17 protein-coding genes and 3 rRNA genes are annotated in these 22,395 nt (G+C 46.7%); 2 read left to right on the top strand and 18 right to left on the bottom strand.

All coding sequences use genetic code 11. The annotated features are described in order from the left end of the window. Positions 1–80: 80 nt before the first annotated feature. The 3 genes from MHH92_RS03235 to MHH92_RS03225 all read right to left on the bottom strand — a co-directional run bounded on the left by MHH92_RS03235 (position 81) and on the right by MHH92_RS03225 (position 3,605). Positions 81–533, bottom strand: a complete 453-nt coding sequence (locus tag MHH92_RS03235; protein ID WP_047841388.1) for a helix-turn-helix domain-containing protein — start codon at positions 531–533, stop codon at positions 81–83. Positions 534–724: 191 nt separating this feature from the next. Next, the gene (locus MHH92_RS03230; protein WP_161799411.1) at positions 725–1,081 is read right to left on the bottom strand and encodes an SdpI family protein; all 357 of its coding nucleotides are present in this window, start codon (positions 1,079–1,081) and stop codon (positions 725–727) included. Positions 1,082–1,286: 205 nt separating this feature from the next. After that, positions 1,287–3,605, bottom strand: coding sequence for a heavy metal translocating P-type ATPase (locus tag MHH92_RS03225; protein WP_340901874.1), 2,319 nt, complete (start codon positions 3,603–3,605; stop codon positions 1,287–1,289). A 227-nt stretch (positions 3,606–3,832) separates the two neighbouring features. Here MHH92_RS03225 and MHH92_RS03220 point away from each other — a divergent pair, with 227 nt between their 5' ends. After that, complete coding sequence (locus tag MHH92_RS03220; RefSeq protein WP_036614212.1) at positions 3,833–4,204, top strand: ArsR/SmtB family transcription factor; 372 nt, start codon at positions 3,833–3,835, stop codon at positions 4,202–4,204. 151 nt (positions 4,205–4,355) lie between these two features. Here the strand turns inward: MHH92_RS03220 and MHH92_RS03215 are convergent, their stop codons facing one another. The 11 genes from MHH92_RS03215 to MHH92_RS03165 form a co-directional block, all read right to left on the bottom strand. Beyond that, positions 4,356–5,516 (bottom strand): AI-2E family transporter, encoded by a 1,161-nt coding sequence (locus MHH92_RS03215; RefSeq protein ID WP_036614215.1) that lies wholly within the window; start codon positions 5,514–5,516, stop codon positions 4,356–4,358. Positions 5,517–5,825: 309 nt separating this feature from the next. Further along, the gene (locus MHH92_RS03210; RefSeq protein WP_051449565.1) at positions 5,826–6,860 is read right to left on the bottom strand and encodes an LLM class flavin-dependent oxidoreductase; all 1,035 of its coding nucleotides are present in this window, start codon (positions 6,858–6,860) and stop codon (positions 5,826–5,828) included. Positions 6,861–7,019: 159 nt separating this feature from the next. Continuing rightward, positions 7,020–7,331 (bottom strand): ArsR/SmtB family transcription factor, encoded by a 312-nt coding sequence (locus MHH92_RS03205; protein WP_340901866.1) that lies wholly within the window; start codon positions 7,329–7,331, stop codon positions 7,020–7,022. 114 nt (positions 7,332–7,445) lie between these two features. Continuing rightward, on the bottom strand, positions 7,446–8,027 hold the full coding sequence (locus tag MHH92_RS03200; RefSeq protein ID WP_036668256.1) for an NAD(P)H-dependent oxidoreductase: 582 nt from the start codon (positions 8,025–8,027) through the stop codon (positions 7,446–7,448). A 167-nt stretch (positions 8,028–8,194) separates the two neighbouring features. Then, positions 8,195–8,617, bottom strand: a complete 423-nt coding sequence (locus MHH92_RS03195) for a MarR family winged helix-turn-helix transcriptional regulator (RefSeq protein ID WP_091018819.1) — start codon at positions 8,615–8,617, stop codon at positions 8,195–8,197. A 182-nt stretch (positions 8,618–8,799) separates the two neighbouring features. Next, positions 8,800–9,477: an NAD(P)H-dependent oxidoreductase gene (locus MHH92_RS03190; protein WP_340901862.1), complete on the bottom strand. Its 678-nt coding sequence runs from the start codon at positions 9,475–9,477 to the stop codon at positions 8,800–8,802. A 208-nt stretch (positions 9,478–9,685) separates the two neighbouring features. Then, a complete protein-coding gene (locus MHH92_RS03185) occupies positions 9,686–11,431 on the bottom strand; it encodes a methyl-accepting chemotaxis protein (RefSeq protein ID WP_340901860.1) in 1,746 nt (581 codons plus the stop codon). A 195-nt stretch (positions 11,432–11,626) separates the two neighbouring features. Beyond that, positions 11,627–12,085 (bottom strand): DUF523 domain-containing protein, encoded by a 459-nt coding sequence (locus MHH92_RS03180; RefSeq protein WP_338707691.1) that lies wholly within the window; start codon positions 12,083–12,085, stop codon positions 11,627–11,629. 59 nt (positions 12,086–12,144) lie between these two features. Beyond that, entirely contained in the window at positions 12,145–13,428 is a 1,284-nt protein-coding gene (locus MHH92_RS03175) for a hypothetical protein (RefSeq protein ID WP_340901859.1), read from the bottom strand. Continuing rightward, positions 13,425–14,003 (bottom strand): RNA polymerase sigma factor, encoded by a 579-nt coding sequence (locus MHH92_RS03170; RefSeq protein ID WP_100526816.1) that lies wholly within the window; start codon positions 14,001–14,003, stop codon positions 13,425–13,427. Before MHH92_RS03170 ends, MHH92_RS03175 begins: the two co-directional genes overlap by 4 nt. A gap of 229 nt (positions 14,004–14,232) precedes the next feature. Then, on the bottom strand, positions 14,233–14,967 hold the full coding sequence (locus tag MHH92_RS03165; RefSeq protein ID WP_340901858.1) for a class I SAM-dependent methyltransferase: 735 nt from the start codon (positions 14,965–14,967) through the stop codon (positions 14,233–14,235). A gap of 162 nt (positions 14,968–15,129) precedes the next feature. Here MHH92_RS03165 and MHH92_RS03160 point away from each other — a divergent pair, with 162 nt between their 5' ends. Further along, on the top strand, positions 15,130–16,485 hold the full coding sequence (locus tag MHH92_RS03160; protein ID WP_340901855.1) for an MATE family efflux transporter: 1,356 nt from the start codon (positions 15,130–15,132) through the stop codon (positions 16,483–16,485). A gap of 153 nt (positions 16,486–16,638) precedes the next feature. On the opposite strand, the gene MHH92_RS03155 is transcribed toward MHH92_RS03160, so the two are convergent. The 4 genes from MHH92_RS03155 to MHH92_RS03140 form a co-directional block, all read right to left on the bottom strand. Then, positions 16,639–16,992 (bottom strand): FlxA-like family protein, encoded by a 354-nt coding sequence (locus tag MHH92_RS03155; protein WP_340901853.1) that lies wholly within the window; start codon positions 16,990–16,992, stop codon positions 16,639–16,641. Positions 16,993–17,264: 272 nt separating this feature from the next. Beyond that, positions 17,265–17,381, bottom strand: a 5S ribosomal RNA gene (rrf, locus tag MHH92_RS03150). A 143-nt stretch (positions 17,382–17,524) separates the two neighbouring features. Continuing rightward, positions 17,525–20,452, bottom strand: a 23S ribosomal RNA gene (locus MHH92_RS03145). A gap of 309 nt (positions 20,453–20,761) precedes the next feature. Beyond that, positions 20,762–22,314, bottom strand: a 16S ribosomal RNA gene (locus MHH92_RS03140). The 16S, 23S and 5S rRNA genes sit together here, the layout of an rRNA operon. Positions 22,315–22,395 lie beyond the last annotated feature (81 nt).

The raw sequence follows: 22,395 nt of genomic DNA, 5'->3' as shown, positions 1-22,395 counted from the left end.
CCACAGGTACTATGGTGCTCACTCCATGTAGCGATTATGTGTATACAGTTTTGTTTATTTGAAAATAGATACTAATTCGGTTAGCCGTCTTCATCACCCTGCGGATCATGTGCCTGTAACTTCTGAATACCGCTCCGAACGCGTTCACGCAGCTCTTCCAGTTCAGTCTGTACGGCAAGTATGCTCTGAAGTTTCTGCTCAATCAGTTGCAGCTGACCATCCAGCGTTGTTTCCATCGCGGTAAGCTTCTCGATCCGTTCTCTTACTTCGGTCGTCTGCTGGTAGTCAAAACGTTGTTCGTTCAAGGCATCTGCTGTTGCCACATAGGTATGTAACTCCTGAAGGGAGAATCCAAGTACCTCTTTGGCGCGAACCACCTTTTTCAGATAATCGATATCCTCCCGAGTGTACAACCGCGTACCGCCATCTGTCCGCTGAGGTGAAGGCATGACACCAATCTCTTCATAATACCGAATGGTTCGCTTGGTCAAACCACATTCCTTGGCTACGTCGTCGATTTTATATAAACTCATTTCCCTCACCTCTTCCATATGTCTATAATGTTATGTACATAATTATATATAATATTAACGTTAACGTCAACGTTAGATTTTGTGTATGAAGTCTTAGCGAGTTTAACATCCTCTACAGTTTTCTATTTCAACAAAAAAAGACCCGCTTCACACGCGAGTCCTCTTCTCTAAACCTATTCACTAATCTTACCTTAAACGTTCTGCTCATTCTGTTGCTGTTGAGCACGCTGCATTTGCTTCAACCGGCCTTCAACTCTGGTAAACAATCTGAACGTATAGAATCCTGTAGCAACCAGACTCAGAACCAAAGCTCGTACATCTGTAAGCCAGAAACCGATAATGCCGAATATCGTGATAATCACACCAAATTGCATCATCAGATTGGCGCTATAACTTTGCGCTTCGTCCCATAACTCGGGATTACTCATTGCACGCGGGGTCCGATAACCATATATTCCGTTAATCATTTTCGGTGGTTTTTTGAACACCATGAACCCCAGAATGAAATAACACACTCCGATGATGATCCCTACTACTGCTCCTGCCAAAACGTTCTCCCCTTCACTGTTGTCTTCTATAGACCTGCTCACACTGACACTCCGATGACAGAATAACCTTCCGATGTAGCTTCGCTTCTTCAGGTTATTTCTGTCCTCTCCGTTCTCGTGTAAATGTCTAGTTAGACTTATCTACATAAAAATATAAAAACGGCTCTACGTATATACGAAGAGCCGCCTGGATCGTTTCGTAAACTTAGATATTCTTCACACGAAGTACACGCATGGCGTTCAGGACAGCCAGCACCGTGACACCGACATCCGAGAATACCGCTTCCCACATGGTAGCTATGCCAAACACACCGAGTAACAGGAAGATCGCTTTAACTCCCAGAGCAAACGCGATATTTTGCCACACAATCATTCGTGTACGCTTAGCAATGCGGATTGCACTCGCTAGTTTCGACGGTTCATCTGTCATGATGACCACATCTGCTGCTTCAATCGCGGCATCTGAACCAAGTCCACCCATGGCCACACCCACATCGGCGCGTGCCAGCACAGGTGTATCGTTGATACCGTCACCGACAAACACCATTTTCTCCTTCGGAGATTTGGCAGCTTCCAGTTGTTCCAGTCGCTCGACTTTATCCTGTGGCAACAATTCAGCGTAGACCTCATCCACACCCAGCTCACGTCCTACCGCTTCACCTACGGCTTTGGCATCACCTGTCAGCATGACCGTTTTGCGGATGCCGAGTTTCTTCAGCGCCTGAATGGCCGCGGCTGCGTCATCCTTCACTTCATCGGCAATGATCAGATGACCAACATACGTGCCAGCTTCAGCCACGTGGACTATCGTTCCAGCCGTCTCTGGTGTGGTATAGGATATACCCGCCTGCTTCATTAATTTGGCGTTGCCTGCCAGCACTTCCCGACCATCGACGCTCACCTTAATCCCATGTCCGGCAACTTCGTCATAACCTTCCACACCTTGCGTGGGAATGGCTTTGGCCCAAGCTGCGCGAATGGATTCGGCAATCGGATGATTGGAATTGGCTTCGGCAATGGCTGCAAGCTCCATCAGTTCTTCTTCCGTATGTCCACCTTCGGGACGAATGGCTGTTACTTTGAATACACCTTTGGTTAGTGTACCCGTTTTATCAAAAACAACAACTTTTACATCGTTCAACGCTTCAAGGTAGTTACTACCTTTGACAAGAATCCCGTTACGTGAAGCTGCTCCGATACCACCAAAGAATCCAAGTGGAATAGAGACCACCAGCGCACAAGGACATGAGATAACCAGGAAGACCAATGCACGATAGATCCAGTCAGCAAATGTTGCACCACTAAGTATCAACGGCGGAACAAATGCAATCACGGCTGCAAGGATAACAACAACCGGTGTGTAATATCGGGCGAATTTACTAATAAAATGTTCTGTTTTCGCTTTCCGACTGCTCGCGTTCTGCACCAGGTCCAAAATCTTGGATACCGTTGATTCACCAAACGTTTTGGTTACTTCAATCGTCAACATACCATTTTTGTTCACAAATCCACTCAGTACATCACTTCCGGACTCCAGCTCACGAGGTACGGATTCCCCTGTCAGAGCAGAAGTGTCCACCATGGAACGCCCAGCTCTAACGATACCATCCAGCGGTACTCGCTCTCCTGCTTTCACGACAATACGATCACCAATTCGTACGTCTTCTGGAGATAAACGACGGGTCTCGTCACCCGAACCCGTCAGGATATTCGCGTAGTCCGGGCGAATGTCCATGAGCGCTTGAATCGACTTGCGTGACCGATTAACCGCCATGCCCTGAAACAGCTCCCCGAGCTGATAAAAGAGCATGACCGCTACCCCTTCCGGATACTCTCCAATAGCAAAGGCACCCAAGGTAGCGACGGACATCAGGAAGTATTCATCGAACACCTGACCGCGGATGATGTTTTTGGACGCCTGGAGCACGATATCTCCCCCGGCAATCAGATATGCGAGCGCATATAGAGTAAACTGTGCCCAGCCCTCCAGCGGCGACCAGATTGCGGCTGCAAGCAGCACAGAACCTGCAGCAAGACGAGCAAGCAACACTTTTGTCTGGCCTGCACCATGTTCATGTGAGTGGCCTGCATGGGCATCATCATGCGTATGGCTGTGATCATGTCCCGCATGACTCCCGTGCTCATGGGTATGATCATGACTATGCGAGTGTTTGCCATGTGAATGTGAATGTCCATGATTATGTCCGGCATGGTCATGACTGTGGTTATGCGCACCAGCTGCACTCCCTGTATGGGTGTGCCCATGTCCGTTCACGTGTTTTCCTTTTTCCGAAATGCGAATATGCGGCTCCAGCCGAAGCACTTTGCGCTTTGCTTCTTCCACTACCTGTTCATCCATATCGGAAGTGGTGTGCAGCGATAGTGTTTTGGTAACAAAATTGACAGAGCATTCGTTAATGCCCTTAATTTTTTTGACGCCATTTTCAATCTTCAATGCGCAGTTCGCACAATCCAGTCCATCAAGCAGCAGTTCCCTTTTCACCTGTTCCTGTCCGGTTCCCATGTGAATTCTCCCCTTTGCAGTACAAAAACGATGTTATATTTCAATTGTATTCAATATATGAGCACTCATTCATATGTTTGGTTACCCCTATTATATGCACGCCTAAACATGAGTGTCAACAATCGTTGTTGATTTTTCATACAGATTATGCTAATAGTAATCATTTCGCTTTAGGCGGGTTTTGGATATAATAGAGCTATAGTTGTTAACATAGGCGGTGATAGGAAATGGAACAACCGGTTAAAGCACCAAGCGAATGTGATGCAGCCTGCTCAGGTACTGAAGCCGACGTGCAGACGATTCGTACTTCACTCATAGATCGGGAGACCTCTTCCGAGATGGCAGATTGGTTCAAGGCATTCAGCGACCCCACACGTCTACGTATTATTGATGCGCTGTTACAGAAGGAATTATGTGTTCATGACCTGACGGTTCTGCTCGACATGGGACAGTCGGCCATTTCACACCAGCTGCGTTCACTCCGCAACATGCGGATTGTCAAGCGGCGCAAGGAAGGCAAGACCGTGTACTACTCTCTGGATGATGCTCATATTGAGCAGATTTTCCTGCAAACGCTCCAACATATTAAACACAGCTAGGCAGCAGCCAAGCTTGTTCATGAAGAAGAACCCCCGCCTCTCGGCTGTATGCCGATGGACGGGGGTTCTTCTTGGTAAGAGTACCGTTTTATACAGGATACAAAGTGACTAAATCTTCTGGTTAACTATCTCTTGGAGCTTGCCACTTCGGTTATAAAAGATTGTTCTTGTTCGGGTCGTACAGGCCCGATCTATCCTTAAACCAGTTAAAGATATGTGATACACATACTTTCAGCACCGCGTATCCTGGAACAGCGAGCAGAATGCCCACGACTCCAAACAGATTACCCGAAGTCAGAATGACAAAGATAATCGTGATGGGATGAATCTTCAGCGTTTTGCCCATGATCTGCGGTGAGATGAATTTACCCTCGATTAACTGCACGATTGTCCATACAGCAACCATCTTCAGCAGCATCACCGGCGAAGTAACCAGGGCCACGATCAACGCAGGTGTAATCGCAATTGCAGGTCCCAGATACGGAACAACACTTGTGAACGATGCGATAATTGCAAGAATCAATGCATAATCCAGACCAATGACCATATAACCGATGTAGAGCAGAATACCGATGCAGAAGCTGACGATAATCTGTCCACGAATGAATGAACTGATCTGGTGATTGATGTCTTCCAGCACATGCATTGCGCCCGTACGGCTCTTGATCGGCAGGAAAGACAGAATTTTCGCTGGCAACTTCTTGCCGTCTTTCAGCAGATAGAACAGAATGAACGGAACCGTTACGATAGACAGCACAGTCTCAGTAAAAGCTCCGAGGAATCCGCCCAATTTGGTCCAGGTCGAGTTTAGAATTTCAGTAGCCTTTTGGGAGATTGTTCCCCACCAGTCCTGCGAATTCAGATTCACCGTCTCCTGGAACTGACCGAACAATTTACTGCCCGTAAGCTCCTCAAACTGCTGTTTTACCGTCTCACTGTAGGTTGGGAAATTTTCAATCAGCCCCACAATCTGGTTACGCACAACCGGAATGACCGCCAGCACTACGACGGTCAGAATGCCTCCAATCGCAAGATACAGGATCAGAATGGACCAGCCGCGCTTGATTTTCCACCTTTCCATCACATCCACAATCGGATTCAGCAGATAATAGAGTATGCCTGACAGAATAATAGGTAGCACAATCGTCTTGATGAGTACTGCGAGCGGATGAAGAACAAAGGATACTTTGGTCAGAACCATCACGTTCAGTCCCACCAACAGCAGAATCAGCAGAAATAGGACAAATTTGTTGTTAAGAAAAAATCGCTTGAACCGCTCCGGCCAAACGCGGGGTTGCTCAGGTTGCTCCATAGGCGTGTCGTCCTCTCTTATGACCCTTGATCAAAACTAAACTATAAAGCTAAATAAATGCCCACACACGAAAAAAAATACCTTGTACAAGCCAACATATGTATAACACTCTGGATTTATACGTATGGTGCTGATTAACCGTTTCAAATTAAACCGGTAAAGTCATTTTACCCCAAAATGAGTCTTCTGCCCCACACGAACCATTTGCAAATTCTCCCTATTCAAAAACGGCCCACCTCACTGGGAGACGAACCGTAAATTTATAGCTATACCCTACCATTAAGCCAGCTTTAACGCTGAAAATAAAGATTAAGCTTTTCCCGCCAATTGTGCGATTAACTCATAGGAGTGCAGACGTGCTTTATGATCATAGATCATCGACGTAATAATCAGCTCATCTGCCTGCGTCTGCCGAATGAAGGATTCCAGCTGTCCACGTACCGTTTCTGGTGAACCATTAACAGCTGCCTTCAGCGTCTGCTCCACACCTGCTTTCTCACGATCTGTCCATTTGCCTTCCATCTCTGCCGGAGGCTGTACCAATCCCGTTGTGCCGCGAATAATGTTCAGGAACTGCTGTTGCATCGTTGTACCCAGCCATGCTGCTTCCTCGTCTGTATCCGCAACAACGGCGTTAACACCAACAATCACATGTGGCTCCTTCAAGCTATCAGATGGTTGGAAGTTGTTTCGATACGTTTCCAGTGCAATCCGGGTGTAATCGGGCGAGAAGTGGCTGGCAAAAGCAAACGGCAATCCCAGCTGACCTGCCAGACGTGCACTGAAATCACTGGACCCCAAGAGGTAAATTGGAATATTTAATCCTTCTCCAGGAACTGCGCGAACAGGCGCATGATAAGATGTCGCCGAAGCATCAAAGTATGCTCTGAGTTCTGCCAAAAGCTCAGGGAAATCTTCCCCACTGTTCAGATCTTTGCGTAGTGCAAGCGATGTACGGCGGTCACTACCTGGTGCTCGACCCAGTCCCAGATCAATTCTGCCAGGATAAAGGGATTCCAGAGTACCAAACTGCTCAGCGATGACAAGCGGTGCATGGTTAGGCAACATGATGCCTCCTGAACCCAGACGAATCGTTTTGGTTCCACCAGCCAGATATCCAATAACAACCGAAGTTGCGGAAGAAGCAATACCCGGCATGTTGTGATGTTCAGCTACCCAGTAACGGTGATATCCCCAACGCTCTGCATGCTGTGCCAGATCGAGACTGTTGCGCAAAGCATCAGCAGGTGTTGCACCCACAACGACGGGAGCCAGATCCAGGATGGAAAGCTTAACGTCATTAATATGTTCTTTATGGGATGAAGCCGTATTTTCTGTAGTCATTATCGTTTAATCTCCTCGATGATTATATTTTTGTATATCCAGATATATAGATTAATTAAATCACAACTGGATATGGTGATGTGTTCATAAACTAGCCGTTTACATCCGGACGGAATCCCTGCCTGCATATGCATCCTAGCTTCCGTTCCGGCATCCGGCTTATAACTCGTTCTGTACGTACTCGGCAAACTGACGTATCGTCTCCTCGTTGCGCCGATAATACGTCCATTGTCCTCTGCGCTCGGAGAGCAGCAACCCTGCCTTGAGCATAGTCAGCAGATAACTGGATATAACCGACTGAGCCAGTCCAGCCTTCAGTTGAATCGTGCCAACACAGATTCCGTTCTTGCCACCATCCGGATGCTGAGATAGTTCCAGCGGTGGGAAGTGTTGATCCGGGTTTTTGAGCCACAACAGGATTTGTCTACGTGTCTCGTTCGATAATGCTTTAAATATAAGTATAGGTTCCATGGGTACGATTATACCCCCTTTCATCCATTTTGCAAACACATGAACAAACAAACCGACTCATGATCGAGTCGGTCTGGTATCATATGGAATCCCTATAGGGTACCAACATCTATATTAGAAATTGGTTGTAATCGTCTGTTTAACCTGATCCAACATGGCTTGATATGCGGGTGCATCCAGGTATCCAATACTACCGAAGAGCAGATGATCTACGGCTTCAATACCTACAAAATCGAAGATACCTACATCTGAAGTTAATTTCAGTCCAGCAGTCATGCCAATCTGATCATAAATTTCACTTGGTGTACCATGTGTGTTAATGATGAGTCCTTTTTTGCCTGTCAGCAATTTCTCGATTCCCGCTTCACCTGCTGCATATGCAAAACCATAGGCGAATACACGGTCAACATATCCTTTCATAATGGCAGGAAGACCTGTCCACCAGATCGGATAGATGAATGTGATAACTTCTGCATCCGTAACAAACTGTTGCTCTGTTGCGATATCCTGTGGTGTCTGTCCTGCACGCATGGAAGCTGTGTCAGCTTCAGTCAGTACGGGTTGGAATCCAAGTTTGTACAAGTCACGGACAACCACTTCATGGCCTTGAGCTTCGAGAGCTTCTACAGCAGTATTGAGGATTGCGTTATTCAAGCTGTCTGTGTGTGGGTGAGCATATACGATAAGATGTTTCATGGTGTGAATCCCTCCAGGTTTGGTTTGAGTTAGGTTGCGAAAATGGGATTACATTGATACGCTCCCGCATACATAGATATCTATGTATATGGGCAAAAAAATATTTGGGCTCCTCTGCCTCCAGCCCAGTCAAATCTGAAAGGGTTGCAGACAGAAGAGTTCATTCATTATAACTTTCGGACAATAATGGATAACAAGCTCTCCAATTGCTCCGACTGTTCATCAGACAAACCACTATAGATGATGTCATTAATCTGTTCTGATACCTGATGAAAGATCGGTTCGAGTCGCTTCCCCTGTTCGGTTAGGCGAATCATCGTCACTCGGCTATCTTCGGCACTCTTGCTGCGTTCAACATAGCCAAGCTTCTCCAGCTTGTTGACCAGTACCGTTACCGTTGGTTGCGTGCGTTGAACACGTTCAGCCAACATCTTGATCGACAGCGTCTCTTCCCGGTACAAGAACATCAATACATCTCCATGAGAAGGAACAATCCCTGTTACCTCATGCTGTTCCAATTCGTGTACAATCCGTTTGTTGACATGGTCTCTGATTCTTGCAATCAGTGCAATTGCGTTGTATTTAGGCATGACCTCATTATACATAGACATCTATGTATTTTCAAGTTCTTTTTATAAAAAAGAAAAACAGCCCTTTCCATCCTGCTAACATGTGGAAAATATCGGGCTGTTTCGATTCTACTTTGATCCTGATCTATAATGTTAGATCTTAGCTAATCGTTTTTTGAATTCATGTTGGATTCATGCTGAATTCAGTTAATCCATTGCGTGATTTTCTCAACGGATTGTCGGGACTTCTCACGCTGGGGCTCCTCTGCCCGATAACCGAAGGCTGCCATCATGGAGACGCCCCATGCGCCATTTTCAAGCAAGCCCTCTTCTTCCATAACACGGTGGACGCCCTCACGGCTGAAACCTTCGATTGGACAAGAATCAATCTCGATCTGAGCTGCCGCCGTCATCATGTTGCCAAGTGCAATATAAGTTTGTTTAGATGCCCAGTCGAATAATGATCGTGGATTATCCAGAATCTTCTGGTTATTTTGGAACTTTCCATAAGCCTCACTTGTTAGCTTAAATATGTCATCTGGCATTCCCTTTGTTTCCTTCAGCATGTACTCCGCATAGGGAGAATTATAACTGGCATCTAACCGGGCCAAAATAACAACAAAATGGCTTGCTGTAGCCAATTGCTTTTGAGCGCCGGAAGAGACTTCGGACAGACGCTTACGCAGGTTCGGATTTTGTACAATCAGAAACTTCCACGGTTCAAGGCCAATGGAACTTGGAGATAATCTGCCTGTTTCCAATATAAATTGGAAATCCTCATCCGAGATTTTGCGGGTATCATCAAATATCTTTGTTGCATGCCGGAAATGATACGCCTTTAAGATGTCTTCCTTTGTCTTTGACTTTGCTGTAACTTCCATGGAGCTCCACGTCCTTTTTATAACTTTTTTATGTTGAACAATAATGTTTAAGTGGTTTCATCTCAAGTATTATTTTAGGCTCTATATGTATAAATTAAAAGTACGCAGATTATTGTTTCTTGGTTTATAAAAGTAAGTATTGGATGAAAGACAGCAATAATCCACTGGGCATACATGGCCCTAGTGGATTATCTATGACTCTTTTCTTTTAAATCTTGAAATCTTGAACCAGCTTATTCAAATTTAATGCACTATCCTTGACTTGATCAGATTGTTTAACTACTTCCACAGATTGCGCAGCAGAGGCAACCATATGTCCTGCAATTTCCTGACTGGATGCGGCTGATTGTTCACTTGCTGATGCAATCTCGTGAATGGAGCCCACTAGTATTTTGATATTCGCAGTCACTTGTTGTGAGGTTGCATTGAGATCTTTAACGGCATTGGCATGATCAAGAGAATCGACATAATACTGTTCAGCTGTATCCTCCAATAATTTATAATCTTTGCCAACCTGATTGAACATAAAGGATAGCAACTCTTTGGCATTCGAGGACAGATTGGTTACAGACTGCATAACTTCCTCCGTGACCTGCTGAATTTGATCGGCAGCCTGTCTGGAATCATCAGCCAACTTTCTAATCTCGCTTGCAACAACCGCAAAACCCCTGCCTGCTTCCCCAGCCCTTGCAGCTTCAATGGATGCATTGAGTGCAAGCAGATTAGTCTGCGCTGTAACATCCAAAATAGATTGAGATAATATACCAATCTGATCTACAGCAGTTGCACGTTCCAGCGCTTCTGACATCTTCTTACTCGTATGATCAACCATGTCTATGGCTGCTCGGCTCGATTCGCGTGCTTCCTGCTTCAACTTTTCAGCCTTCGTGCTGGTCACATAGGCGGACTCTGCTTGTTTAGATGTCTGTTCCGATATATATTCAGCTCCCTGTTGCATCTCATTAGCCGAATGATTCATATTTTCCGTATGGGCTGAAGCCTCTTCCATTGCAGCAGAGAGCTCTTCAACTGTAGCTGATACTTCACGAATTCGTTCATTCAGACCAGCCATGTTCTGGTTGGTAAGATCGCTAACCTGGTTGATATGATGAGATTCCTGAACTACACCACGAATGACATTTGTTGTGGAATCGCTCATTGTACGAATAGCTCGTGCGATGACACTTATCTCATTATTTCCCTGTGTTAGATGCGGATCTAAGGATGCCGTTAAGTTGCCTTGTGTTATTTCTTCACAATAACGGGTGATAGCTTTCATTCGTTGACGTATACTGCGAATCACTACAAATGAAATAAGAATAAGTGCTGCAAGTGAAAACAAAAGAACCGAACCGAGCACCAATGCTCGCTGCTGAATTACTTCCTGTGTATCCGCATAGAGCTTGGCTGACTCTTCTTCGTTATGCGCACTCAAAAGGGTGATCGTCTCCACAATCGCTGTACTGCTTTTGTTAATTCTTCCTCTCTCATCACTATCGTAGGTGCCCGACATCTTTTTGGTATCCATGATTTGCTCAATATCCTGATAATATGTATCCATCTTTGCTACCAAATCTGCAAATATCTCTTTTTCTTTGGTATCCAATGTTCTTGCTGAAAATTCATTCAAACCATCCGTGATACTCTTCTTACCTTTCTGAACCTGATCGTACTGTTTGTCGGTATACTCTGCATTATCAAGAACCTTTGTATAATTGGCGCGCATATTATAGAAATTACTTTTCAGTTCAAGAACATTGGTTTGATGCTGGAAGCGGTCATTATAGAGGATGCCTTGTCCCGTTTTTGCTTCGTTCATTCCGAAAATCCCAATCAGAAAAACAGTAAACAAGCCGATTAGACTAATTACAGTCATGATGACCATCGTTGTTGTTAATTTCATATTTTTGAGTTTATTTCCTTTCTTATTTTTTGGCTTAGACTGAATTGACATGATTATTCCCCCACTTTAAATAGTAGATAGCCTTATATATCTTATATCTATATCGTATGTATCCATATTGTTTGTTAGCATTTCAGGAAAATTGACTTTATTCATTTGATGAGAAAAGTAATGGGAGACAACAAAAAAGCCGCCAGGATATAATCCAGCGGCTTTTCTGTGAATATGAAACGATATCTATTCGACCTATAGTTGCTCCATCCATTCATTTTCAGAAATGACGGTATATCCTTCTTGTCGCAGCAATGCTGATGTGACACCTTCACCAGTTACCTTGTGATTGGCAAAATTCCCATCATAGATCATCTGTGTACCACAGGACGGACTAAACTCCTTCAGTACCACACACGATACATTCAATTCTCGCGCCCATTCGAGTGTCTGATAGGCTCCCTTGATATACAGCTCTGTGACGTCCTTGCCACTTTTCTCGATCACTTTTGCTGTGCCTGCCAGTACGTCCTTGCCCGTGCCACCGATAATTTCAGCCGGTTCCCGTGGAGTGGAAAATCCGCCAAGCAGCTCCGGACATACCATCTTAGCCTGCTCCTGCTCCACCAGCTGCTGAATCTTCTCATCCAGACTCGCTGTTCCATTGTAACGGCAAGCTACCCCTGCCAGACATGAACTCACCAAATATTTCATCGTTATCTCCTTATACTCATTCCATCTATGAAGTAAATTGTAACATATAAGATCAAGCTCTATAACTCGCCTCTGGTGATCATCTTGATCCGTCCATCTTCCCCATATTCAACCTGAAAAACATCCTTGCTCGACTCCAGTTCAAATGTGACCATGCCTGGATGGTCAGGATTACGGTGAAGTTTATACGCTTGAAGATCCATTTTAAATATTTTTTTAATTATAGGTTCTACCTCTCCTCTAAGAAGAGACTCCTGTATGTTATATAGTTCCTGATAATAAGCCTCTATTTCTTCCCAGTCTGCAAAGTCTTGCTCATAGTGATTAGCATCCCCAACCGTATAACCCATGCCCGCTTTTCCTTCGGTCATCTGTACAAAGTAGTTATCTTTAAAGGAAAAAAAGACTGTATCCTTGCCGAGTTCATCATCTTTGCTTCGGCTTACTCTTACCAGATCAAGATTGGCTTTACCAGACAGAGCCTCAATTGCTTTTCTGGCCTCCGCCAGCGCCGCCTGGGATACTTGATCAGGTCTAAGGTCACCTGTGATCGAGACAGCCTTGTCCTGCTGCCATACAATCTCCCCATAACCATCGCCAGTCTCATTCTCTAACGCTAATGTCGTATGTGATATTGGCCCCGACTCCCCTTGCTTCATACTCACAAAACGTTGGACTGATGCAGGTTTAAGCGTTGGAGTGCTGCCTATACTTTGCAAAAGCGATGGAACTTGACGCAGATAACGGTGCTCCAACTCGCTTGGCTGCATCTCACGTCTCATTCCTAATTCACGCAGATTTCCTGTTGTCGCATCGAGCCATATCTGTGCATACTCCTTCTCGCTTTCATTTCCAGCCTCTACATATACTCTGCCGGACACAGGCAAGTCTTCCACTTTCTTAATCTTCAGCTGTTTACCCAGATCATCTCGCATCGTAATCGCAACATTTCTTTTCATTTTGTCGGTTAGCAGATTTGTGTTCAAACCATCGGATAACTGTAACGTTGCTGTCGGATAGACCTGCTCGATCACGGGTTTCACCAGCTGTCCATCATCCCAGATCCATAGGAACAATCCAGCAGCAATAACCAACGCACCCGTGCCGGCAACAAGAGGCCCTCTTCTAAGGCGACGCTTGTGTGACGCATTTTTCACTTGCGGTCTAAACGGCCTGGATGACCTGGATCTGCTCTCTGGCCTATCTCCCTTGCTTCCCTCTTCCAACTTCTTCATCCACTCCACCTGTTGAAGCACCTTTCGCTTGTGATCCTCTGTAAAAGGAGACAAAGCAAACGGTCCCTTCCGGATTTCCTTCTCCCATTGCTCATCCTTGTGTGTCATTTGCTTCGCTCCTCCCATTGTTTCCGTACCTTATCCTTACCTCGGGAAAGTCTGGATTTTACTGTGCCTGAGCTGATTTTCAACATCTCAGCAATCTCACTCGTCGTAAGCTCATACTTCAGATTCAGCAAAAGAATCTCCCGGAACTTCTTCGGCAACGCCAGAACAATATCCCAGATTTCATGGATATGCTCCTTCCGCATCACTTCCATCTCGGCCGAAGGATGTGCAGGCTGCTCTGCAATCATGACTCTTTGGTTCGAACCCCCATGCTCTGTCTCAATGGGTAACGTCTCTCCCCACAGACTGTTACGAAAAAATCTGGATTTTCGATATGTAAAAGTGGTGTTTCTAGTAATCGTCAACAGCCAGGTTTTCAGTGAGCAATCTCCACGATAATGAGCGATCCCCGAGTACGCCCGAATAAATACCTCCTGTGACAATTCATCTGCCTGTTCGGCACTTTTGGTCAGAAAATAAGCGTAATTCCAGACGTCATTTCCGTAGTCATCCATTATGCTGCTAAGTGTGTAATTGTCTATAGTCTGAGCCTGTGCAAGTAATTGATCATCCAACTGTTGTTCACCTCACTTAATATGACTGAGTCTAATGTGGTTTAGTTCCCTGTTTTGGACATTATTTCTTATTATTGTAGCAAAATAAAAAACAGCATGTTCAACATCGCTGAACACGCTGATTCCTTCAAGTTTGCTTAGTTAGTAATCTCTAACAGAAAGCTTTTAAGCGAACGCTCCACTTCCTCAGTTTCTTTCTGCCTTCTGGTCTAACGTATCATTTTCATCGTTATACTTTCACCGCAGCAATCATCAGAAACATCGGTCTTCGATTCTCGTCTCTCATGCCTGGGACTTGTTCAATCATCTCTGGTGATGGTTTGGATTCAGCCACCTTTTGAATAGCAAACCCCGCCTTAATCAGTTCATTAAGATGTGTTGCCAGTGTGCGATGATATTTGACCACATCCTGATTCAAAAAGTTCGCCACACGCCTGCCTTCATCGTGGTAATCATCCACGGGCCAGTGTAGGATCTCACCTGTGGGTCCGTAATGCCAATCCTGGGCAGCACGAGCGGTGAAGATGGGATGTTCGGAAGATAGTACAAATGTGCCCCCTTCTGCGAGACAATCATTGATCTTAGCATACACCGTGTCTAACCGTTCAATATAATGCAAAGCAAGTGAACTGATCACAACGTCGAATTGTCCCGGTGCAAAATCAATATCCTCAATTGCCAGCTGCTTGTACTGGATCTGCGGGTCGTCCGTCATTTCACGAGCACGCTGAAGCATATTTTCAGACAGATCTACACCGATCACTGAACTCGCTTGCTGCTCTCGCGCATACCGGCAGTGCCAACCAAAACCACATCCCAAATCCAGCACATGCTTGTCCTTCAAATCAGGCAAAAGAGTCTGCAATTCATGCCACTCCCCGGCTGCATCCAGCCCTTGAACGGAACGAGCCATCTTACTATAGTTGTCGAAAAACTCAGCTTCATCGTATTTATTTTGTTTCATCAAGAGATTCCTCCCGCCTTATAAATATCCACCTACTCTATCACATAAACGATATTTAAACGCAAAAGTTGCCAAGAGAATTCATGGCGTGTTATCATACAGAACGAACGTTCAGTATTATTATATACAGAATGAACATTCAGTTTACTAACGGAGGTCATTATGAATACGAATTGGACGCATCCCTTGGAAGGGCAATCTGTAGGTAAAGCTTTTATAAGTTACCTCGTGCCTTCTGTATTAGGGATGCTGGTAGTTGCTTTTAATTTTATTATCGACGGCATTATGGTTGGACACAAACTGGGTTCTACCGCAATGGCCGGGATCGGCATTGCCTCACCTGTCTACACGCTCTTTGTTGCCATGTCGCTGTGGATTGGTATGGGCGGGGCAACGTTGTACTCCAACGCTATGGGTAGAAAAGATATCACTTCAGCCAAACAAATTTTCACCAAATCCATTATGCTCATTATGTTAGTTACGGTAGCCATTGGATATGTTGCATTTACATTCAAAGACAAACTGGTATACTCTCTCGGTGCGAACGCCGAGACCTTCCCGTTTGCTTCAGACTATATGAATATCATGTTATTGTTCGGGTTCGTTTTCACCATTGAGAATGCACTCTCTATCTTTGTACGAAACGATGGGAACCCCAACACGTCGATGTACGCTCAGATTACGTTTGCTGTAGCCAATATCATCATCAATTATATAACATTATATGTACTTGAATGGGGGGTACGCGGTGTGGCCCTCGGTACAATTGTATCGGCGTCTCTTGCGCTACTTGTTCTGTTCACTCACTTTTTCAAAAAAACAAATAATCTCACGTTCACCCGGTTCAAATGGAAAAACAAACTGCTGGCTTCCCTTCTACTCATTGGTTTCCCCAGCTTTCTGGCTGAACTTGGCATGTCGGTCTTCTCTGTATCTCACAATATCTCCATGGACCGCATTGCGGGCACGGATGGTGTAGCATCCTTTACCGTATTGAACTATATTCATGGTGTGGTACTGTTAGCGTTCCTGGGTCTGGCGTCTGCTGCCCAACCTCTGATCAGCTATTATCACGGTGCCAATCAGATAAAACGGGTACAACAAACGATACTTTTAGCTACCAAAACGGCTCTGGCATGCGGTCTATTGTTACTGGTTGTTGTTCAGATCGGTGCACCTTATTTCGTGCAAATCTTTGGAAACTTCAGTAGTGGTGTAACGGATAATGCCGTTTACGGATTACGTATATTTACATTTGCCTATGTGTTTATGGGTGTTAACTTTGTCATGAGCACCTATTTCCAATCTGTAGGTAATGCCAAAATGGCCATCTGGATTACAACTGCGCGTGAAATGATCATCATGATTGCGTTGATTGCAGTCCTGCCTTCATTCTTTGGTGTCACGGGTGTGTGGCTTGCCGTACCGCTGTCCGAAATGCTGGTTCTCGCAACCATAGCCCTGTACTATAGAAAACGATCCCTTACGGATCGATTAAACGCGTTGCGTCCTGAGTAATGTTAACAGATAATAACAGCAACAGATAGAAGATCAATGGAACGTAGATAAACTGTAGGTAGACCTCATAAATAATCTAATAAATAAATTAATAAAGCCCTGCACAATCAATATAGATCGGTCAGGGCTTTGTTTTATCCTAATCAGATGTCATTAGATGCGTATATCAAATCGACCATTGCTGTCTGTCGTTGCGTTTGCAATCTCCTTAGGGGTAGCTACTCCCATTCCATTGGATGGTGGTTGGGCAGGTGGAACCTCCTTCGTAGCAGTTGTACCGGCTCCTTGAGAGCTTTGCTGTGCAATCTCTGCCTCAATCTGCTTGATTTGCTGTTCAAGCTGTTTGGTCTTTGTCTCCTTAGTCTGTTCATCGTCCTTGCTGGATTGCACTTTCTCCAGCTGAGCCTCAAGCTTCGTCTTTTGTTTCTCCAAGCTGCTTGAATTGTCCGAACTCGAAGATGTCGATATGTATGATGTAGTGGAGCTGGCTGTAGAAGATATATTCATTATGATTTCCCCCCTCTTTACTTAGCTTCACTATACCCTATCCCACTGAAACGTACGTTAAATTCAACTGAAAGGTTGCTGAAGGAGCTAAGAATAAGAAGTCGAACAGATGGAAATATACCTACCAGCATTATTAGTCTGATCAATAATATTGAAAGTCTTCATATAAGTGAAGAATCTTAATTTCGTCTCATCTGTAAGTTAGTTGTTTGCCAGTGTAAAATAGTAAAACAAAAAGACACACTCGATATCATCAAGTGTGTCTTTAGATTGCTTGGCGGCGTCCTACTCTCCCAGGACCCTGCGGTCCAAGTACCATCGGCGCTAGAGGGCTTAACGGTCGTGTTCGGGATGGGTACGTGTGGAACCCCTCCGCCATCGCCACCAAACGCGATTTGTCGAAGCATAGCTTCTTAAAATCAGATATGGAACTGAAAATCATACACACGTTCTGTGATGTACCAATTTTCATTTCAGAGATCGTTCTCTGAAAACTAGATTCGAAACGAAACATGCGAATTACAACTTGCTATTGGATAAGCCCTCGACCGATTAGTACTGGTCAGCTCCATGCATTGCTGCACTTCCACCCCCAGCCTATCTACCTCGTCGTCTTCAAGGGGTCTTACATACTGGGAAATCTCATCTTGAGGGGGGCTTCACGCTTAGATGCTTTCAGCGTTTATCCCGTCCGTACATAGCTACCCAGCGGTGCTCCTGGCGGAACAACTGGTACACCAGCGGTACGTCCATCCCGGTCCTCTCGTACTAAGGACAGCTCCTCTCAAATTTCCTACGCCCACGACAGATAGGGACCGAACTGTCTCACGACGTTCTGAACCCAGCTCGCGTACCGCTTTAATGGGCGAACAGCCCAACCCTTGGGACCTACTTCAGCCCCAGGATGCGATGAGCCGACATCGAGGTGCCAAACCTCCCCGTCGATGTGGACTCTTGGGGGAGATAAGCCTGTTATCCCCAGGGTAGCTTTTATCCGTTGAGCGATGGCCCTTCCATGCGGTACCACCGGATCACTAAGCCCGACTTTCGTCCCTGCTCGACTTGTAGGTCTCGCAGTCAAGCTCCCTTATGCCTTTGCACTCTTCGAATGATTTCCAACCATTCTGAGGGAACCTTTGGGCGCCTCCGTTACTCTTTAGGAGGCGACCGCCCCAGTCAAACTGCCCACCTGACACTGTCCCCGCACCGGATTACGGTACCAGGTTAGAACCTAGATACGATCAGGGTGGTATCCCAACGTTGCCTCCACGCAAGCTGGCGCTCACGTTTCAAAGGCTCCCACCTATCCTGTACAGATCGTACCCAAATTCAATATCAAGCTGCAGTAAAGCTCCATGGGGTCTTTCCGTCTTGTCGCGGGTAACCTGCATCTTCACAGGTATTAAAATTTCACCGGATCTCTCGTTGAGACAGCGCCCAAGTCGTTACGCCATTCGTGCGGGTCAGAATTTACCTGACAAGGAATTTCGCTACCTTAGGACCGTTATAGTTACGGCCGCCGTTTACTGGGGCTTCGGTTCACAGCTTCGGGATTGCTCCCTAACCACTCCCCTTAACCTTCCAGCACCGGGCAGGCGTCAGCCCGTATACTTCGCCTTACGGCTTCGCACAGACCTGTGTTTTTGCTAAACAGTCGCTTGGGCCTTTTCACTGCGGCCCCCTCGTGCTATTCACACTACCGGGGCACCCCTTCTCCCGAAGTTACGGGGTCATTTTGCCGAGTTCCTTAACGAGAGTTCTTCCGCGCGCCTTAGAATACTCTTCTCGCCTACCTGTGTCGGTTTGCGGTACGGGCACCATCACCTGGCTAGAGGCTTTTCTTGGCAGTGTGAGATCATGACCTTCGCTACTATAATTTTCGCTCCCCATCACAGCTCAGCCTTACAATGTGCGGATTTGCCTACACATCAGCCTTACTGCTTAGACGGACATCCATCAGTCCGCGTCACTACCCTACTGCGTCCCCCCATTGCTCATAACGGCTTACGGTGGTACAGGAATTTCGACCTGTTGTCCTTCGACTACGCCTTTCGGCCTCGCCTTAGGTCCCGACTTACCCTGAGCGGACGAGCCTTCCTCAGGAACCCTTAGGCTTTCGGCGGATCAGATTCTCACTGATCTTTTCGTTACTCATACCGGCATTCTCACTTGTATAATGTCCAGCGCTCCTTACGGTACACCTTCAACCCTTATACAACGCTCCCCTACCCCTGATGCAAAGCATCAAGCCATAGCTTCGGTGGTGTGTTTAGCCCCGTTACATTTTCGGCGCAGAGTCACTCGACCAGTGAGCTATTACGCACTCTTTCAATGGTGGCTGCTTCTAAGCCAACATCCTGGTTGTCTGTGCAACTCCACATCCTTTCCCACTTAACACACACTTGGGGACCTTAGCTGATGGTCTGGGCTGTTTCCCTTTTGACAATGGATCTTAGCACTCACTGTCTGACTCCCGGAAGTAAGTCTATGGCATTCGGAGTTTGACTGAGCTTGGTAACCCTTGCGGGCCCCGCACCCAATCAGTGCTCTACCTCCACGACTCTAGTTTCCGAGGCTAGCCCTAAAGCTATTTCGGGGAGAACCAGCTATCTCCGAGTTCGATTGGAATTTCTCCGCTACCCCCACCTCATCCCCGCATTTTTCAACATGCGTGGGTTCGGGCCTCCAGTGCGTGTTACCGCACCTTCACCCTGGACAGGGGTAGATCACCCGGTTTCGGGTCTACGTCCACGTACTCAATCGCCCTATTCAGACTCGCTTTCGCTGCGGCTCCGGCTCTTCACCTTAACCTTGCACGGGAACGTAACTCGCCGGTTCATTCTACAAAAGGCACGCCATCACCCCTAAAACGGGCTCTGACTTTTTGTAAGCACACGGTTTCAGGTTCTATTTCACTCCCCTTCCGGGGTGCTTTTCACCTTTCCCTCACGGTACTGCTTCACTATCGGTCGCTAGGAAGTATTTAGCCTTGGCAGATGGTCCTGCCGGATTCATACGGGGTTTCACGTGCCCCGCACTACTCGGGATCCGTCTCGGAGGGAACAGACTTTCAACTACAGGGCTTTTACCTTCTTTGGCGGGCCTTTCCAGACCTCTTCGCTTAACCGGTTCCTTTGTAACTCCATGTGAGACGTCCCACAACCCCAAAGAGCAAGCTCTTTGGTTTGGGCTTCTCCGCGTTCGCTCGCCGCTACTGACGGAATCACTATTGTTTTCTCTTCCTCAGGGTACTTAGATGTTTCAGTTCCCCTGGTATGCCTCTACACAACCTATGTATTCAGTTATGAGTAACTGGAAATTACCCCAGCTGGGTTTCCCCATTCGGACACCCCCGGATCAAAGCTTGCTTACAGCTCCCCGAGGCAGTTTCGTTGTTCGCCACGTCCTTCATCGGCTCCTAGCGCCTAGGCATCCTCCGTGTGCTCTTAGTAGCTTAACCATTTTGTTCCGGTTTCGGTCGCTCGCTTCCCTTGTTTTGCTTGCGCAAAGCCAAAAGTCGCTCTCACCCGATACCATCACAAAAGCAATTTAACTACCTTTATACACTTGACTTGTTTGCACAAGATCAGCTTAAAGGAATGTTCTAATTCGCGTTTGTTTCGTTTCGATATCTAGTTTTCAAAGAACAAGCTCCATGCAAAAGCAAGCTGTTTGAGAGTTTGAGCTCTCAAAACTGAGCAACGAGTGAGTGTTTTGCAGCTAAGCTGCGTATTTGAATGTTTCCGTTGCAGGAAACGATTCTCCATAGAAAGGAGGTGATCCAGCCGCACCTTCCGATACGGCTACCTTGTTACGACTTCACCCCAATCATCTATCCCACCTTCGGCGGCTGGCTCCTTGCGGTTACCCCACCGACTTCGGGTGTTATAAACTCTCGTGGTGTGACGGGCGGTGTGTACAAGACCCGGGAACGTATTCACCGCGGCATGCTGATCCGCGATTACTAGCAATTCCGACTTCATGCAGGCGAGTTGCAGCCTGCAATCCGAACTGAGACCGGCTTTGTTGGGATTGGCTCCATCTCGCGATTTCGCAGCCCGTTGTACCGGCCATTGTAGTACGTGTGTAGCCCAGGTCATAAGGGGCATGATGATTTGACGTCATCCCCACCTTCCTCCGGTTTGTCACCGGCAGTCTATCTAGAGTGCCCACCCGAAGTGCTGGCAACTAAATATAAGGGTTGCGCTCGTTGCGGGACTTAACCCAACATCTCACGACACGAGCTGACGACAACCATGCACCACCTGTCTCCTCTGTCCCGAAGGAAAGATACATCTCTGCATCGATCAGAGGGATGTCAAGACCTGGTAAGGTTCTTCGCGTTGCTTCGAATTAAACCACATACTCCACTGCTTGTGCGGGTCCCCGTCAATTCCTTTGAGTTTCAGTCTTGCGACCGTACTCCCCAGGCGGAGTGCTTAATGTGTTAACTTCGGCACCAAGGGTATCGAAACCCCTAACACCTAGCACTCATCGTTTACGGCGTGGACTACCAGGGTATCTAATCCTGTTTGCTCCCCACGCTTTCGCGCCTCAGCGTCAGTTACAGCCCAGAGAGTCGCCTTCGCCACTGGTGTTCCTCCACATATCTACGCATTTCACCGCTACACGTGGAATTCCACTCTCCTCTTCTGCACTCAAGTCACCCAGTTTCCAGTGCGATCCGGGGTTGAGCCCCGGGATTAAACACCAGACTTAAATGACCGCCTGCGCGCGCTTTACGCCCAATAATTCCGGACAACGCTTGCCCCCTACGTATTACCGCGGCTGCTGGCACGTAGTTAGCCGGGGCTTTCTTCTCAGGTACCGTCACCTTGAGAGCAGTTACTCTCCCAAGCGTTCTTCCCTGGCAACAGAGCTTTACGATCCGAAAACCTTCATCACTCACGCGGCATTGCTCCGTCAGGCTTTCGCCCATTGCGGAAGATTCCCTACTGCTGCCTCCCGTAGGAGTCTGGGCCGTGTCTCAGTCCCAGTGTGGCCGATCACCCTCTCAGGTCGGCTACGCATCGTCGCCTTGGTGAGCCGTTACCTCACCAACTAGCTAATGCGCCGCAGGCCCATCCCCAAGTGACAGATTGCTCCGTCTTTCCAGTTTCCTTCAGGCGAAGAAAACAATTATTCGGTATTAGCTACCGTTTCCGGTAGTTGTCCCAAACTTGAGGGCAGGTTGCCTACGTGTTACTCACCCGTCCGCCGCTAACCATCAGAGAAGCAAGCTTCTCATCAAGTCCGCTCGACTTGCATGTATTAGGCATGCCGCCAGCGTTCGTCCTGAGCCAGGATCAAACTCTCCAATAAAGTATTGAAAAGAGCGATAAGCTCATTTTGAATCTGACGAGATTAAAATCTCATTTGTGCTCCAGCCGATCCAAGCCAAGG

Source organism: Paenibacillus sp. FSL M7-1414 (genome assembly GCF_038003195.1).
Lineage (GTDB): Bacteria > Bacillota > Bacilli > Paenibacillales > Paenibacillaceae > Paenibacillus > Paenibacillus amylolyticus.
This window is presented reverse-complemented; position numbering and strand designations above follow the sequence as displayed.